Annotated in this window: 14 protein-coding genes; 1 reads left to right on the forward strand and 13 read right to left on the reverse strand. The window is 61.9% G+C overall.

Translation table 11 applies throughout. The features are described 5' to 3' along the window. Positions 1 to 101: 101 nt before the first annotated feature. Complete coding sequence (locus tag F8N21_RS12010; RefSeq protein WP_150642342.1) at positions 102 to 1001, forward strand: LysR family transcriptional regulator; 900 nt, start codon at positions 102 to 104, stop codon at positions 999 to 1001. 445 nt (positions 1002 to 1446) lie between these two features. On the opposite strand, the gene F8N21_RS12015 is transcribed toward F8N21_RS12010, so the two are convergent. The 13 genes from F8N21_RS12015 to F8N21_RS12075 form a co-directional block, all read right to left on the reverse strand. Beyond that, complete coding sequence (locus F8N21_RS12015) at positions 1447 to 2673, reverse strand: beta-ketoacyl-ACP synthase (protein ID WP_150642343.1); 1227 nt, start codon at positions 2671 to 2673, stop codon at positions 1447 to 1449. Beyond that, positions 2673 to 3401 (reverse strand): 3-oxoacyl-ACP reductase FabG, encoded by a 729-nt coding sequence (gene fabG / locus F8N21_RS12020; RefSeq protein WP_150642344.1) that lies wholly within the window; start codon positions 3399 to 3401, stop codon positions 2673 to 2675. Before fabG ends, F8N21_RS12015 begins: the two co-directional genes overlap by 1 nt. Then, positions 3394 to 3858 carry a hotdog family protein gene (locus F8N21_RS12025; protein ID WP_150642345.1) on the reverse strand — a complete coding sequence of 155 codons (465 nt, stop codon included), beginning with the start codon at positions 3856 to 3858 and terminating at the stop codon, positions 3394 to 3396. Before F8N21_RS12025 ends, fabG begins: the two co-directional genes overlap by 8 nt. Beyond that, positions 3855 to 5051, reverse strand: coding sequence for a beta-ketoacyl-[acyl-carrier-protein] synthase family protein (locus F8N21_RS12030; RefSeq protein ID WP_150642346.1), 1197 nt, complete (start codon positions 5049 to 5051; stop codon positions 3855 to 3857). The genes F8N21_RS12025 and F8N21_RS12030 overlap by 4 nt, the downstream gene beginning before the upstream one ends. Next, a complete protein-coding gene (locus F8N21_RS12035) occupies positions 5048 to 5533 on the reverse strand; it encodes a DUF3261 domain-containing protein (RefSeq protein WP_150642347.1) in 486 nt (161 codons plus the stop codon). The genes F8N21_RS12030 and F8N21_RS12035 overlap by 4 nt, the downstream gene beginning before the upstream one ends. 82 nt (positions 5534 to 5615) lie before the next feature. Then, positions 5616 to 6863: an NAD(P)/FAD-dependent oxidoreductase gene (locus F8N21_RS12040; RefSeq protein ID WP_150642348.1), complete on the reverse strand. Its 1248-nt coding sequence runs from the start codon at positions 6861 to 6863 to the stop codon at positions 5616 to 5618. Next, entirely contained in the window at positions 6850 to 8010 is a 1161-nt protein-coding gene (locus F8N21_RS12045; protein WP_150642349.1) for a sodium:proton antiporter, read from the reverse strand. Before F8N21_RS12045 ends, F8N21_RS12040 begins: the two co-directional genes overlap by 14 nt. Next, positions 8007 to 10346, reverse strand: coding sequence for an MMPL family transporter (locus tag F8N21_RS12050; RefSeq protein WP_150642350.1), 2340 nt, complete (start codon positions 10344 to 10346; stop codon positions 8007 to 8009). The genes F8N21_RS12045 and F8N21_RS12050 overlap by 4 nt, the downstream gene beginning before the upstream one ends. After that, the gene (locus tag F8N21_RS12055) at positions 10330 to 10974 is read right to left on the reverse strand and encodes an outer membrane lipoprotein carrier protein LolA (protein ID WP_150642351.1); all 645 of its coding nucleotides are present in this window, start codon (positions 10972 to 10974) and stop codon (positions 10330 to 10332) included. The genes F8N21_RS12050 and F8N21_RS12055 overlap by 17 nt, the downstream gene beginning before the upstream one ends. Before the next feature lie 101 nt (positions 10975 to 11075). Continuing rightward, positions 11076 to 11501: an acyl-CoA thioesterase gene (locus F8N21_RS12060; protein ID WP_150642352.1), complete on the reverse strand. Its 426-nt coding sequence runs from the start codon at positions 11499 to 11501 to the stop codon at positions 11076 to 11078. Beyond that, a complete protein-coding gene (locus tag F8N21_RS12065) occupies positions 11494 to 13038 on the reverse strand; it encodes an HAL/PAL/TAL family ammonia-lyase (RefSeq protein WP_150642353.1) in 1545 nt (514 codons plus the stop codon). The genes F8N21_RS12060 and F8N21_RS12065 overlap by 8 nt, the downstream gene beginning before the upstream one ends. Continuing rightward, positions 13019 to 13963, reverse strand: a complete 945-nt coding sequence (locus tag F8N21_RS12070) for a glycosyl transferase (RefSeq protein WP_150642354.1) — start codon at positions 13961 to 13963, stop codon at positions 13019 to 13021. Before F8N21_RS12070 ends, F8N21_RS12065 begins: the two co-directional genes overlap by 20 nt. Then, positions 13960 to 14694: a glycosyltransferase family 2 protein gene (locus tag F8N21_RS12075; protein ID WP_150642355.1), complete on the reverse strand. Its 735-nt coding sequence runs from the start codon at positions 14692 to 14694 to the stop codon at positions 13960 to 13962. The genes F8N21_RS12070 and F8N21_RS12075 overlap by 4 nt, the downstream gene beginning before the upstream one ends. Between the last annotated feature and the right edge of the window lie 124 nt (positions 14695 to 14818).

The raw sequence follows: 14818 nt of genomic DNA on the forward strand, positions 1-14818 counted from the left end.
GCAGGCGGTCAGGCAATGAAAAAAGCATATAGCTAGCTAATGATTCTATCCAATATATTGTTCGACCTGTTTGATAGGTTTTACGACCTAATGGAGTTTTCATGGAATTGCGTCACCTGCGCTACTTCATCGCGGTCGCCGAAGAACTGCACTTTGGCCGCGCTGCCCAGGTGCTGGGCATCTCCCAGCCACCCTTGAGTCAGCAGATTCAAGCCCTGGAGCAGGAGGTCGGTGCACGATTGTTCGAGCGGACCAATCGTCGGGTCGAGCTGAGTGAAGCCGGTCGACTGTTTCTTGAGGAGGCGCGGCTGGTGCTGGCGCAGGTCGACAAAGCCGCCGACGTGGCCAGGCGCGCGCAACTCGGCGAGCTGGGAGAACTGAAGATCGGCTTCACCTCGTCAGCGCCGTTCAACTCGAACATCCCACAAGCGATTTTCGCCTTTCGTCAGAGCTTCCCGGCGGTGCACCTGAACCTGCGGGAAATGAGCAGCACCCAGGTGGCCGATGCGCTGGTGGATCAGTCGATCCAGGTCGGCCTCATGCGCCCCTTGCCACTGCCGGATTCGTTGAGCGTGGTCGAGTTGATGCGCGAGCCCCTGGTGGCGGTGCTCAGCTCCAAGCATCCACTGGTGGTCGGCAGTGAGGAAGGTCTGTACCTGTCGGCGCTGGCCCCTGAGTCTTTTGTGTTTTTCCCGCGCAGCTATGGCAGCGGCTTGTATACCCAGCTGCTCAGCCTGGCGCGGGAGGCCGGGTTCAGCCCGCACTTCGCTCAAGAGGCCGGCGAGGCAATGACCATTATCGGACTGGTGGCCGCGGGATTGGGAGTGTCGGTACTGCCAGCCTCTTACCGGCAAATGCGCATCGAGGGCGTGGTCTATCGACCCCTGCTCGACCCGCTAGCGATCTCCGCGGTATGGCTGGTGCAGAGAAAGGACCAAAGCTCACCGATGGCCAAGGCGTTTGTCGAGTTGTTGACCCGCAAGGCCGAGTCCATCGGTTGAAGCGTTCGGTTATGGCCCGGTGCGTGGCCACAGGTGTTCGATGGACTGGTCGATCATGGCTTTGGCGATTTGCTGGCCATAAAAGATCGCAGCCTTCGGCAGCTCCTACAGGGGGTTTGCATACACCAGTGATGCCGCAGGTGAATACGGTCGGCGTAGGAGCTGCCGAAGGCTGCGATCTTTTGATCTTTAACAAGATGAGTGGAGATATCGGGTCACGGATCGGGATCGGGATTAGTGATTTTGAAGAGATCGGCAAGGATGGGCAGCGAGAGTTTCTCCAGGTGCCCATCACCCTTTACGACTCAAGATCCTTCGCGAGCAAGCTCGCTCCTACACTGCGTCGGATACAGATCCCATGCACACCGAAGATCCAATGTGGGAGCGACGGTGCGGCGATCCGACTTGCTCGCGATTGCACCAGCTCAGGCGCCACAAATGCCAGTTACTGCCAACGCCGAAAGACCAGCGAGGTGTTGACCCCACCAAAGGCAAAGTTGTTGTTCATCACATACTGGTTGCTCATTTGCCGGAACTCGCCACGCAGGTAGTCCAGTTCGCCGCAACGTGGGTCGATGTCATCGAGATTGAAGGTGTGCGCGTATAGGTCGCGGTTCATCATTTCGATGCTGAACCATGACTCCAGCGCCCCACAGGCACCGAGGGTATGGCCGAGGAAACTCTTCTGCGAACTGATCGGCATGCGGCTGCCGAACAGGCTGCTGGTGGCCTGGGTTTCGGCGATGTCGCCCTGCTCTGTGGCGGTGCCGTGCCCGTTGACGTAGCCGATGTCGGCAGGCGTGATTCCGGCGTCTTCCAGGGCCAGCTCCATGGCCCGGCGCATGGTGGTTTGCTCCGGTCGGGTAGCGTGCTGGCCGTCGGCATTGCTGCCGAAACCAACGATTTCCGCATGAATATGCGCACCGCGGGCGAGGGCGTGTTCGAGCTCTTCAAGCACCAGCATGCCGCCGCCTTCACCGATCACCAAACCATCGCGGCCGATGTCGTAAGGGCGCGGGCTGGTCTGTGGTGCGTCGTTTTTCAGGCTGGTGGCATAGAGCGCATCGAAGACCATGGCTTCGGTCGGGCACAGTTCTTCGGCGCCGCCGGCGAGCATCAGCGGCAGGCGGCCGAACTTGATCGCTTCATAGGCATAGCCGATGCCCTGGCTGCCGCTGGTACAGGCGCTGGACGTCGGGATCAACCGCCCGGTGAGACCGAAGAAGATGCTGATATTCGCCGCTGTGGTGTGCGGCATCATGCGCACGTAAGAGTTGGCATTCAGACCTTCGGCAACCGAGTTCAGCAGCATCTGGCCGAAGGCTTTGATTTCGTCAGTGCTGCCGGTGGACGAGCCACAGGACACGCCCATGCGCCCATCCTTGATCGATTCATCACCCAGCAACCCGGCGTCAGCCAAGGCTCGTTCAGCCGCGGCGACCGCCAGCCGTGAAACCCGGCCCATGCTGCGCAGTTGTTTGCGAGTCCAGTGGGCGGGCACCTTGAAGTCATCGATCGGCCCGGCCAGCCGGGTGTTCAATTCAGTGAAGCGGTCCCACTCATCCATGCGCCGGATGCCGCTGCGGTTGGCGCGGAAGTTGGCGGCGATGGTTTCCCAGTCGCTGCCCAGTGAGGTGATGCCGGCCATGCCGGTGACGACGACGCGCTTCATCAACACAGGCCTCCGTTGACGGCCAGAACCTGCCGGGTGATATAGGACGCTTCGGCAGACATCAGGAAGTTCACCGCACTGGCGACTTCTTCCGGGGTGCCCATGCGTTGTGCGGGGATCATTTTCATCAGCTCTTCGACCGGCACGTTTTCGTCGAGCATCGCCGTGTCGATCAAGCCCGGTGCGACACAGTTGACGGTGATTTTGCGTTTGCCCAGTTCGATGGCCAGCGCCTTGGCAGCACCGATCAGTCCAGCCTTGGAGGCGCTGTAGTTGACCTGCCCGCGATTGCCGATCAGCCCCGACACCGAGGTGATGCAGACAATTCGTCCGGCGGCGCGGCGCCGGATCATGGGCATCATCACCGGGTGCAGCACGTTGTAGAAACCGTCCAGGTTGGTGCGCATCACCACGTCCCAGTCGTCCTCGCTGAGCGCCGGGAAGGCACCGTCGCGGGTCAGCCCGGCATTCAGGACCACGCCGTAATAGGCACCATGGGTGTCGACGTCGGCTTCGAGAATGGCTTTGCAGCTGGCCCGCTCCGACACGTCGAATTGCAGAATACGCGCGCTACGGCCCAGGGCCTGGACTTCGGCCTGCACGGCTTCGGCGTCGCTACGACCATTGCGGCAGTGCAGCACCAGGTCGAAACCTGCCTGGGCCAAACGCAAGGCAATGGCGCGGCCGATGCCACGGCTGGAGCCGGTGACCAGTACGGATTCAGTCATGACTGGACTCCTGGGGTTCGTCAAGGTAGAGAGTTGGCTGCGGCGGGCAGAACACGTTCAGGCGTGCAGTGGCATGGATGCCAGGGCCGTAGATATGACATTCGAAGATGCCCATTCCGCTGGCGTCTTCCAGGGAGCGCAGGGCATGCAGGGTCAGCTCGGTGCCAGCAGGGAAGTATTCCACGTTGCATTCAAATTTACGCGTACCGAGCAGAAATCCCAACTCCACCGGATTGCCCAGCAGGCGCGCGCGACAACCGGCATAGGCGGCGACGCTCTGGGCCATCAGCTCGACGCCAATCCAGGCTGGCAGGCTGCCGTCGGGACGGCTGAACACGCCGCCGGGCTTGACCGTGAGGCGGGTGTGGATTTGTTCTTCGTCGAACGACAGCACCTGGTCGATGAGGATCATGTCGCCAGCGTGGGGAATCAGCTCGGCGAGCGGCCAATCAATCATGGGGCGTCTCCGATAATCAGGCTGACGTTGTTGCCACCGAAGGCAAAGGAGTTGCTCATCAGACAGCGCGGTGCGCTTTGGTCGAGGCGATCGGCTGAAGTAACCCATTTTAACTCGGGCAACTGAGGATCGGCCTGGCCATCCCAGATGTGCGGCGGCAACGCGTGTTCGCTGTTGTCGGCAGCCAGGCTCAGCCAGCAGAAGGCCGCCTCCAGTGCTCCGGCTGCACCGAGGGTGTGGCCGGTCATGGGCTTGGTCGATGAGCAGGCCACGCCGCCGGGGAACAGCGTCGCGACCGCCAGGCTTTCCATGGCGTCGTTATGCTGCGTCGCGGTGCCGTGAAGGTTCAGGTAGCCAATCTGCTCAGGCTGCAAGTGCGCGCGGCTCAAAGCTTTATTCATGGCCTGCAGCGCGCCGCGGCCACTCGGCTCGGGCGCGGAGATATGGTGGGCATCGGAACTGGCGCCGCCGCCCAGCAAGGCAATCGGCTGCTTGCCGTTGGCGCTTTTGCTCATCAAAAACAGCACTGCCGCTTCGCCGATATTGATGCCGTTGCGATTGACCGAAAACGGATTGCAGCGTTGCTCGGAAACCGCTTCCAGCGCCGAGAAACCATTGAGCGTCAACTTGCACAGGCTGTCGACGCCGCCACACAGCACCGCGTCGCACAGGCCCAGGTTCAGCAGCCTTTGCGCACTCATCAACGCCCGGGCGCTGGAGGTGCAGGCGGTGGAGATTACATAGGCCGGGCCGGTCAGTTGCAACCAGTCGGCGAGAAAGTTCGCCGGGGCGCCGAGTTCCTGTTGCTGATAGTCGTAACCGGCGGGGAACTGGCCGTCGCGCAGGTAGCTGGCAATCCCTTGGCTGGCCTCATCGATGCCCGAGGTACTGGTGCCGAGGACGATACCGATACGACCGCGGCCATAGCGCTGAATCGCCTGGTCGATGTCATCCCGAATCTGCAGTGCAGCTTCCAGCAATAGCTGGTTATTGCGGCTGCGTTGCTCGGCGAGTTCGGCGGGAATCGCCGCGAGGTCGCCTTTTACGGCGGCCACGGGTAACACGCGATCAGGCACCCAGCCGCTCTCGAGACGCATGCCGGAGCAGTCTCCGGCAAACAGCTTGCGCGCAACTTCCTGCTTGCCGCGGCCTAAACCGCAGATCAGCCCCAGGGCATTCAAATAAGCCGTCATGACGCGGTCTCGGCAGTCAGTGGAGTGATGTGATAGCGCAAGCCTTGAGGCAGGTTCAACTCAAAGATCCGTGGGTGTTGATAGCGAATCTGCCAGCGGGGGCCAAGGGAGCGCTGCGAGCCCTGTTGCTGCGCCGTTGGATAGTTGCCGAGCAGTTCGCCTTCAGGCGTCAAGGCAAACAACAGCGCGGCAAACAGCTCGCGAGCTTCCGGATTAGGCGGTAACAAGCCGTCGGCCTGCCACTGGCCTTCGACCAGACGCTGACGGGCCAGCGGGATTCCCAGCGGGTCCATCAGCGACCAGCGAATGCTTTGCCCTTCACTTTGGATCACCAGCAACCAATCCTGACGTTGCCCTGCCTGCTGACGTTCGATGTGCAATTGCAGCGGCAGCGCCAGGCTCGGGTTTCTCTCTGGCAGCGGTGCCTGGCTGGCGCAGGCGCTCAGCAGTAGGGCACAGCTCAAGAGCAGCGCGCGGATCATCAGATTTTACCTTCCAGAGGGCTGCGCGGGACCACCTTGACTAAGGTTTTTACGCCGCAGCTGTCACTCGGATACTGACGGGTCATGGCGTATCACTCGCGCAAATTTCCGAGAGCATCCGCAGGCGACGCCTGGATTCGCTGACAAACGGGTTGCGCTCATCCCAGGCGTAACCGGCGAGGATCGCACTGATCATGCCGCGAATCTCCGGTGCACCGCCCGAATGGTAAATCACATCCTGGAAAGTCCCGGCGTACCAGCCTTCGACGTAGCAGCGGAAGGTATCCACGCCACGTTTCAAGGGCGCGGCGAACTCGCTCTGCCAGTCGACACTTTCACCTTGCAGTTGGCGATGCAGCACGCCGGCGGCCATGCTCGCCGAACGCATGGCGATGGTCACGCCGGAGGAAAACACCGGGTCGAGGAATTCCGCGGCATTGCCGAGCAAGGCGAAGCCCGGCCCATGCAGGGTTTTGACGTTGGCCGAGTAACCGCCGATGGCTCGCGCCGGGGTGTCCCATACGGCGTTATTCAGCACGCCTGAAAGGCTTGGGGTTTCATCGATAAAGCTGCGCAGGCACTCATCCAGATCGCCAGGGCGACCTTCAAAGTGTTCCTTTGCGGCGACCACGCCCACCGAGCAGCGGCCGTTGCTGAACGGGATGGTCCAGAACCAGATATCGCGATGGATCGGGTGAGTGGTAATGAGGATTTTCTCCCGCTCGAAACGCGGGCTGTCGATATGGTCTTCAACATGGGTGAACACCGCCTGGCGCACCGGGAAATTCGACGGTGCTTCAAGGTCCAGCAAGCGGGGCAGCACGCGGCCATAACCACTGGCGTCGAGCACGAAGTCGGCTTCGATGCGGTACTCGCTGCCGTCTTCGCGACGGGCGCTCAACTGCGGTTTCGGCAGGTCGAAGTCGACGCTGATGATTTCTTCGCCATAGCGGATATCCACTCCCTGCAACTCGGCCTGATCGGCCAGCAGTTTGTCGAAATCGGCACGCAGCACCTGGAAGGTAGTCGGCTTGCCGTTGCTGAAGGTGTCACCGAAATCGAAGGCGCTGTAGCGTTCGCCCCAGGCGAAGGCCGCACCGTTTTTCAGCTGGAAACCGGCGGCATTGACGGCGTCGAGCATGCCGGCCTCTTCGACGAAATCCAGGCAGTGGGACAGCAGGCTTTCACCAATGGAGAAGCGGGGGAAATGCTGGCGCTCGATGATCAGCACATCGTGGCCTTTGCGCTTGAGCAGCGCCGCGGCGATGGCACCGGAAGGGCCGGCGCCGATGATCACAACCTGACGACGTTCCATTTCAATTGTGGGCACTGGAGTTCCTTGCCGGGACGGCGATCTGGGAGGGGGTACGGTGGATACCGGCAACGGCCGGCAACAAGGTCGCGATCAAGCCCATCAACATCAGCGCAAAATACAGCGCCGGGCTGATCAGCTGTTGTTGCAGCAGCAGATTGAGGAAGACGATCTCGCTCAAGCCACGAATGTTCAGCAGCAGGCTTTCCCGCCAGCGGCTGGCGCCGGCAAAGGACGCGCCGGCCCAGCCGAGGCCGAGCCAGTTACCCAGCAGTTTGCTGAGGATCGGCAGGACCAACAGAGCGCCGAGCTGGAACCAGCTGAGGCTGTCCATGGCGCTGTGTACATTGATCTGCACGATGCCGAAGGTCAGGATCAGCGGGATCGCGATATAGGTCTGTAAAGGGTTCATCCAGCTGGCCTTGAACGGAAGTACCAGTGGCAGCTTGAGGACGGCCATCCACAGCAGATAACCGATACCCAGAATCAGTGCATTGAGCTTGTAGTGTTCGGCGGCCACCAGCAGTCCGAAAAAAACCAGGCTGTAGAGCAGCGGTTGACGCAGGCCGAGCACCCGTAGCAGCAATGGCAGGCAGGTGCCGGCCAGCGGCAGCAGCAGGCTGCTCAGGTGCAGGCTGCCCTGGGCGATGGCGAACAGGCTCCAGCAGGTCAGGTCGATGACGATCGCGGTCTGCACCAGCCGGCGGGTGGCCGCCAGCGGATAGCCGATGTGCAGCAGGTATAGGTAGAGCACCGGAATCGCGGTGATCGCGAACAGCAGACCCACCGCCAGCGAACTCAGCCACGGCTGGCTTGGCAGCAACCAGAGGGCCGTGGCCAGCCCGCAGGCGAACGGAATGCAGAAACTCGGCAGGGCAATTTTCAGGCTCTGACGATCCAGCCGCAGTTCGATCACGTCACTCAGGATGTGCCCCAGCAATAGGGCAAAACCCAGGCTGTAGAGGTTTTTCAGCCAGCCTGGAGACACCAGCTCGGCACCGCTCAGCTGCCAGTGCGGTTCGATCCACAACAGCATCAACAGCGGCAGGCCAAAGGTCGCCAGCATCAACTGGCTGACAATCGGGATCAAACCGAAACGCCGCCCGACCCAGGTCGCCACCGCGAACAGCACCAGGGCCAGCAGCCAGAACAGTGCGATCATCATATCGTCGACCCCACTGCCGGCACGGCGTGGGCCCGAGGTCTGGCCCAGGGTGCGAAGATAAAGCTGTAGGCCAGTCCCAGGCTCACCGATAAACCGAAATTGCTCACCGCCGGGGTGCTGGAAATCGCCAACAGACCAAACGACAGCCAGGTGGTCACGGCCGCCAGCAGGGTGCCGAGCAGGCTCACCGCCGCGCCGCCGATTTGCTCACGCATGAGGATCGCATAGTCGACGCTGATGGCGGTCACTAGCAGCAGTCCGAACAGGCTGAACAGGGTCAGCGGTTGTCCCAGCCAGCCAAGGCTGGCCAGACTGCACAACGCCGCCAGCAACGGCAGGGCGACAATTCGCAACGCGCCACCGAAGCCAAACGGCAGGATCAGCAGCAGCACGATCAGCACGCAGGACAACAGTTTCAATTCAGCGGCGCTGACCTGGGTCGCGGCAAAGATAGTGTTCAGATCCCCCAGCCGATCAACCAACTGCACGCCGGGCAAGTCCAGCGCCTGAACCCGCAGCAACGCCGGGTTGTTCAGACCTTGCAGGCTGACCATGCCGGCCACCCCATCGCTGGTGGAGCCCAGCCACAATGGGCGCCACGGCTCGGCGAGCGGCCCGATCAAGGCCGCGTCGATATCCTGGATGGGCAGCGCCCGCAACTGCGTCAGCTCGGTTTGCAGTGCGCTGGGCGGTACGCCGAGGTCGAGCAACGGCTGCCAGAATTGCGGCAATTTATTCAGTGCCTCGCGAACTCGTTGTTGTTCGCTGGGCGGGCTGACTAATTGATTCAGGGCCAGGTAGCCCTGGAGTTTATCCAGGTTGACCAATTGATCCAGACGTTGGCTCAGGGCGGTCGAACGTTCAAGCAGTTGCTGCTGATCGGCAGCGCGCACCAGGAAGAACTGACTGGTGGGCTGATAGCCGGTGATTCGCGCAATCGTCTGGGCTTCGTTCATCAGCTGGGGTGGTGCGCTGATCCATTGGCGGATGTCGTTCCTGGTGGTGAGTTGCCACAAGCCGCCGGCGCAGAACACCACTAGCAACGCCAGCAGACCCGGGCTGGGGATCCGACGCAGCAGCGCTGCACGCAGGTCCAGCAACCATTGGGCAACACTGAGCGGCCACTGCGCCGGGCGCAGATCGATGCCCTTGAGCAGTGCCGGCAACAGGCACACAGCGGCCAGGTAAGCACCCAGCAAACCGGCGGCGGAAAACACGGCAATCTGGGTCAATGCCGGGAACGGCGTCCAGGCCAGTGCCAGGTAGCCGATGCAGCTGGTGGCCAGGCTCAAGGTCAGCCCCGGCAAGGTCAGGCGCAGCGCCGGCCAGCTGTGCCAGGGTTTCAGGCTCCAACTCTTGGACAGGTAATGCAGTGGGTAGTCGACCGCTACGCCGATCAGGCTCGAACCCAGCACCAGTGTCATCACGTGCATATGACTGAACAGCGCCACGCAAGCCACTGCGCCAAACAGCATGCCCACCAGTACCGGAACAAAGGCCAGCAACACCCGAAAGCGGCGGAAGGCCAACAGCAGCAACAACAGAATGCCGACGGTGGCACCACCACCGACCCAGGTGATCTCGCGACTCGCCTGCTGCTGACCGTTGGCGGCGTACAGCAGGCCGCTGGCAGCGAGCAATTGCACGTCGGCCTGCGCCGCGTGTTCGCGACTCTGTTTCAGCAGCTCGGCCACTTGCAGCGGCAGGTGCAGGTCGAAGGCGTTGCCCTGAGTCCGGGCCCGCAGCAGTACCCAGCTCTTGCCGTCGGCATCGGCGATCAACGCACCGCTGCCGATGTCCAGCTGCACCGAGCCGCGTTGCGGCTGGCTATTCTGGATGCGTCCGGTCAGGCCGAGCCAATCGTCCTGGCTCGGCACCAGACTGAACCCGCCGAAGGGATCGAACAGTGCTTGCACGCGCCGCTGGATAAACGCCTGGGGCTGCTCGATCAGTTGCTGGCGATCCTCTTGCGCGAGCATTGCCAGCCGCCCTTGCAGCAACTGGGTGCGCAACGCCGGCAGGTCCGCTTGCAGGTTCCACTGGACCTTCTCGAACAAACCGCTGGCCTTCCATTGATCGCCAAGTTGCTCGGCCATGGCAATGGCCTGCTGGCGATCGGCATGGCCGACCAATACCAGCACTTCGCTGTTCAGCGGCTCTTGTATGCGCTGTTCGGCGCGCAGTTCCAGTGCATCCGGCGCGCTGCCGGGTACCAGTTCCATCAGGTTGGCGGACAGCGGCGCAGCGCCACGCCACTGCCAGCCGGCCAGTGCCAATACGGCCACCAGCAGGATCAGGAACAGGCGCGGCAACCAGCGTTCACTCGGCAAAGTCATGTTGCTCCGCATCGCTCAAAGGTTGGCTGCCGGTGGTGTCCTGCATGCGCAGCAGGGTGCTGTCGCCCTGGGTTTCCAGCAACTCGATGCGTTGCACCAGCTCGCCGCCGTCGATGTTGATTTGGGTGAAGACTTGCTTGAGCAGCATGGAGCGCGGCGTCAGGGTCAGCTTCCACTGTTGGGCATCGCCCTCCAGATGCAGATCGAAGTCCCGTTGCAGACCGCTGCTATCACCTTGCAGTACAGCGAGGAACAAACGGTTCTGCTCGGCGCCGGCGCTCTTGTTCGGGAGCATTTGCCAGCCGTTGCCCTCACGTCGGGCAATGCCCTCGGCGCTGATGCGGTAGTCCTGTGGCAGCGGGGTTTTCAGCAGCCAGAGCAGCCCGTGGTTTTTCGCCAGGACGAAGGTACCTTTGCTGGTCAGCGGCTGTGGCAGGGCGCGCAGGTGTTTTTCCTGGATGAAACTGCCATGGATCACCTCTGGTTTGGCGAGTTGATCACTGAGCTGTTGCAGGTCGAAGGCGTTGGCCAGCGATGACAGACCGAGCAGCAGAATCAAACTCAGAGTTTTTCCGTAGCAGCTGGCGAAGCCTGCGTTCGGCCGCGAAGCGGTCGCAATTCGGCGCATCGGATTTTCCTGAAAGACCGCGGACTCGGATTTTACGACCGCTTCGCGGCCGGACGCAGCCTGGCGGCAGCTGCTACGAGGGGGGGTGTGCCAGAAAAATCTCATGGCAACACCTTCTCGACGGCGTCGATAAACACCTTGGGCGATGCCAGTTGCATTTCGCGGCTGGCCAGATCCACCGCGACCTGCACGGAGCTGGCGCGGGTCAGGCGTTCGGCGCTTTCCAGGTCACTGATCAGATAGCTGATCTTCAAGCGGTTTTCCCACTCCACCAGGCTTGCGCGGACGTTGAGCTTCTGGCCAAAGGTAGCCCCGCGAACGTAGCGCAGTTGCAGGTCAATCACTGGCCAGGCGTAACCGGAATCTTTCATCTGCGTGTAGTTGTGGCCGATCTTGTCCAGCAAGGCGCAGCGAGCGACTTCCAGGTATTTGACGTAATGGCCGTGCCAGACCACGTCCATCGTGTCGATGTCGAAGAACGGCACGAGGATTTCCGTATCGGCGTGAATCACTCCCTTGCTACGCATGCAGCCTCCAGTGTTGCTCGGCGATACGCTGCAGGCACAGGCGCAGCTCGGCTTCCAGCGCACGGTCTTCGATAACCGGCGGGAAGTCCTTGGCCAACTCGGCGTGCATCTCGGCCAGGGCCGGCGGCAATGGCCGCGCGTCTTCGGCCTGGCTGCGCAGCCAGACGCCTTGGTTGGCCGCCAGCAAGGTGGCGGCGGCGACCTGCTCGGTCAGCTCCAGTACGCGGATCGCATCCCGGGCGGCGATGGTGCCCATGCTGACCTTGTCCTGGTTATGGCATTCGGTGGAGCGCGAGAAGACGCTGGCCGGCATGGTGTTTTTCAGGGCTTCGGCGGTCCAGGCGCTGGCGCCGATCTGCACTGCTTTGAAGCCGTGGTTGAGCATCGCCCGCTCGGCGCTGGCGCCGGACAGGTTGCTCGGCAGGCCATGGTTGTAGCGCACGTCCACCAGCAGCGCGAGCTGCCGATCGAGCAGGTCGGCGACGTTGGCTACCAGGGTTTTCAGGCTGTCCATGGCGAACGCGATATGCCCACCGTAGAAATGCCCACCGTGCAGCACACGTTCGGCTTCGGCGTCGATGATCGGGTTGTCATTGGCGCTGTTGAGCTCGATTTCAATGAACGAACGCAACCAGTTCAGACTGTCGGCCAGCACACCGAGCACGTGGGGCGCGCAGCGTAGCGAGTAGCGGTCCTGCAGGCGATGCAGTGGCGCGGTCGGCGCGTCGATCGCCAGATCCTTGCGCAGCCATGCGGCGACCTGCATTTGACCCGGATGCGGCTTGGTGGCGAACAGACGCTCGTCGAAGTGCTCGGGGTTGCCTTGCAGCGCAACCACGTTCAGCGCGGTGATGCGCGTGGCCAGTTGCAGCAGGTAATCGGCGCGGGCGAAGGCCAGGCAGGCAATACCGGTCATGACGGCGGTGCCGTTCATCAGCGCCAGGGCTTCTTTGGGGCGTAGTATCAGCGGGGTCCAGCCGAGTTCCTGGTGCACATCGGCGGCTTGTCGACGTTCACCGCGGAACATCACTTCACGCTCGCCGGACAAGGTCGCGGCCACGTAAGACAGCGGCGTCAGATCACCGCTGGCGCCCACCGAACCCTCTTCGGGAATCAGCGGCAGAATGTCCAGGTCGATAAAGGCTTGCAGACGCTCCAGCAGCTCAACGCGAACCCCGGACACGCCCTGGCATAGCGACTGCAAACGCGCCGCCAGCACAGCACGGGTGGCCTGGGCATCGAGCATTTTGCCCAGACCGCAGCCGTGAAAAGTGTACAGATGACGGGGCAGGGCCTCGACGTGGTGCAGCGGCACCGCGACTACGCAGGAATCGCCGTAGCCGGTGGTGACGCCATAGATCACGCCTTCCTTGTCGAGCAAGGAATCAAGAAACTGCGCGCCTTTGGCGATGCGCTGGCGGAACTCAGGGTCGCTTTGCAGTTGTGTCGGCACCTGACGGTTGGCCAGGGCCAGCACGTCTTCAATGCTCAATGGGAGTTCGCCGAAGATTACCGGCTCAAGCGGATGCGTGGTCATCGGTCTTCCAGTAGGGGTAAAAGTTGAACCATTGTTGGGGCGCTTCGAGACAATATTTCCCCAGACGTTCGGCGTAGCGTGCAGTCCACTGAGCGATAACTTGCTCGCGGTCGCTGCGTTTCCAGAGTATGGCGTCGGCGAAAGGCTCGAGAGTGACCCGATAGCGCCCATTGTGCTTCAGACAAAACAACAGGTTGACCGGGCACTTCAGCAGCCCGGCCAGTAGCCAGGGGCCTTGCGCAAAGGCAGCCGGATGCCCGAGAAAATCGACTTGCACAGTGCGTCCGCCGTGCAGCGGCACGCGGTCGCCGGCAATCGCCAGCCACTCACCGCGATCCAGCCGCTGGTTGAGTTGCAGCATGATCACCGGGTCCAGTTCGCTGACCTGAATCAGTCGCAGGTGGGTCGCCCCGGCTTCGCCGAGCAGGCGGTTGAAGCGTTCGGCGTGCTTGGTGTGCACCAGCACGTTCATCGTCACCTTTTCGCCCAGTTCGGCCAGGGCACGACAGACCTCCAGGTTGCCCAGATGCGCGCCCACCAGCATTTGTCCGCGCTCGCCGCGCAACCGTTGGCGCAGCAGCGCCGGGTCGACGATTTCGATGTGCTCGATGCCCAGCTTGCCGTTCCAGACGTCGAGCTTGTCGAGCATGGAGTCGGCAAATGCCATGAACTGGCCGAACACCCGTCGCTGGGTGGGGCGCAGCTCCGTGCGCCCGCTCCAGTCGGCGAGGTATTGCTGGTATTGCCAGGCGCTCTGCCGCGCGCTGCGACCGAACAGGTAAAAGTACAGGACGATAGCGTGCAGCACCGGGCTCAACACTCTACGCCCGAGCATTTTGACGCCGAACGCCATGAGTTTCATCAGCCAGAAACTGCCGCGTTCCTTGTGCTCGGCCCAGTGCTCCTTGTCAGTGTTGATGCTCATGTCCGCCACCGGCGCCAAAGAATCATCGGCGCGCGCAGCAACATGCCGAAGAACAGCCGGGTGTGCATGCTCGAAATCAGCACGTTGTCGTGGAACATTCGAAAGTGTGAGATACCATCCTGCGGGTAATGGACCTTGGTGTGCAGCCAGTGCATCGGCTGGTTGCGCCAGGCCAGGCGGACGATGATGTCCGAGTCGAAGTCCATGCGTTTGCCGATCTGCACCGAGTTGATGAGTGCCAGGGTTGGCGGCAATGGATAGACACGAAAGCCGCACATGGAGTCAATAATCTGCAGCGACAGGGTGTTGATCCAGACCAGGACGTGAGTCAGATAACGTGCATATAAACGGCCTTTCGGTACGCTGGCGTCATATTTCGGGTGTCCGCAGATCAGCGCTTGCGGATGAATGCGTGAAGTTTCGATGAAGGTCTTGATGTCGCTCAGGTCATGCTGACCATCGGCGTCCACTTGCAGGGCATGACTGAAGCCCAGGCGCGCCGCTTCGCGAAAACCGTCCATGACCGCCGCGCCTTTGCCTTGGTTGACCGCGTGCTTGACCAGGTAGATGTGTTCAGCCTCGGCCAACTGCTCAAGCACGGCTGCACAGGACGGGCTACTGGCGTCGTCCACCAGGATGCAGGGCAGACCGTTGGCGCGCACTGCCTCGACCACGGCCGGGATGGTGGTTTCGTGGTTGTAGACCGGGATGATGGCGCAGGGGTTATGCATGATCAGCGACCTCCGCATCCCTATTGTGGCGAGGGAGCTTGCTCCCGCTCGAGCGCGCAGCGGTCGCAATGCAGCTAACGGGTTGTGCCAGAAAAATCGCAATTGCAGGTTTTGGGGCTGCTTC

Source organism: Pseudomonas fluorescens (assembly GCF_902497895.1).
Lineage (GTDB): Bacteria > Pseudomonadota > Gammaproteobacteria > Pseudomonadales > Pseudomonadaceae > Aquipseudomonas > Aquipseudomonas fluorescens_BP.

What these genes read in the sequence shown, in the direction of transcription:
- F8N21_RS12010 (WP_150642342.1), top strand. Translation starts at nt 102, where the DNA reads ATGGAATTGCGTCACCTGCGCTACTTCATCGCGGTCGCCGAAGAACTG.
- F8N21_RS12015 (WP_150642343.1), bottom strand. Translation starts at nt 2,673, where the DNA reads ATGAAGCGCGTCGTCGTCACCGGCATGGCCGGCATCACCTCACTGGGC.
- fabG (WP_150642344.1), bottom strand. Translation starts at nt 3,401, where the DNA reads ATGACTGAATCCGTACTGGTCACCGGCTCCAGCCGTGGCATCGGCCGC.
- F8N21_RS12025 (WP_150642345.1), bottom strand. Translation starts at nt 3,858, where the DNA reads ATGATTGATTGGCCGCTCGCCGAGCTGATTCCCCACGCTGGCGACATG.
- F8N21_RS12030 (WP_150642346.1), bottom strand. Translation starts at nt 5,051, where the DNA reads ATGACGGCTTATTTGAATGCCCTGGGGCTGATCTGCGGTTTAGGCCGC.
- F8N21_RS12035 (WP_150642347.1), bottom strand. Translation starts at nt 5,533, where the DNA reads ATGATCCGCGCGCTGCTCTTGAGCTGTGCCCTACTGCTGAGCGCCTGC.
- F8N21_RS12045 (WP_150642349.1), bottom strand. Translation starts at nt 8,010, where the DNA reads ATGATGATCGCACTGTTCTGGCTGCTGGCCCTGGTGCTGTTCGCGGTG.
- F8N21_RS12050 (WP_150642350.1), bottom strand. Translation starts at nt 10,346, where the DNA reads ATGACTTTGCCGAGTGAACGCTGGTTGCCGCGCCTGTTCCTGATCCTG.
- F8N21_RS12055 (WP_150642351.1), bottom strand. Translation starts at nt 10,974, where the DNA reads ATGCGCCGAATTGCGACCGCTTCGCGGCCGAACGCAGGCTTCGCCAGC.
- F8N21_RS12060 (WP_150642352.1), bottom strand. Translation starts at nt 11,501, where the DNA reads ATGCGTAGCAAGGGAGTGATTCACGCCGATACGGAAATCCTCGTGCCG.
- F8N21_RS12065 (WP_150642353.1), bottom strand. Translation starts at nt 13,038, where the DNA reads ATGACCACGCATCCGCTTGAGCCGGTAATCTTCGGCGAACTCCCATTG.
- F8N21_RS12070 (WP_150642354.1), bottom strand. Translation starts at nt 13,963, where the DNA reads ATGAGCATCAACACTGACAAGGAGCACTGGGCCGAGCACAAGGAACGC.
- F8N21_RS12075 (WP_150642355.1), bottom strand. Translation starts at nt 14,694, where the DNA reads ATGCATAACCCCTGCGCCATCATCCCGGTCTACAACCACGAAACCACC.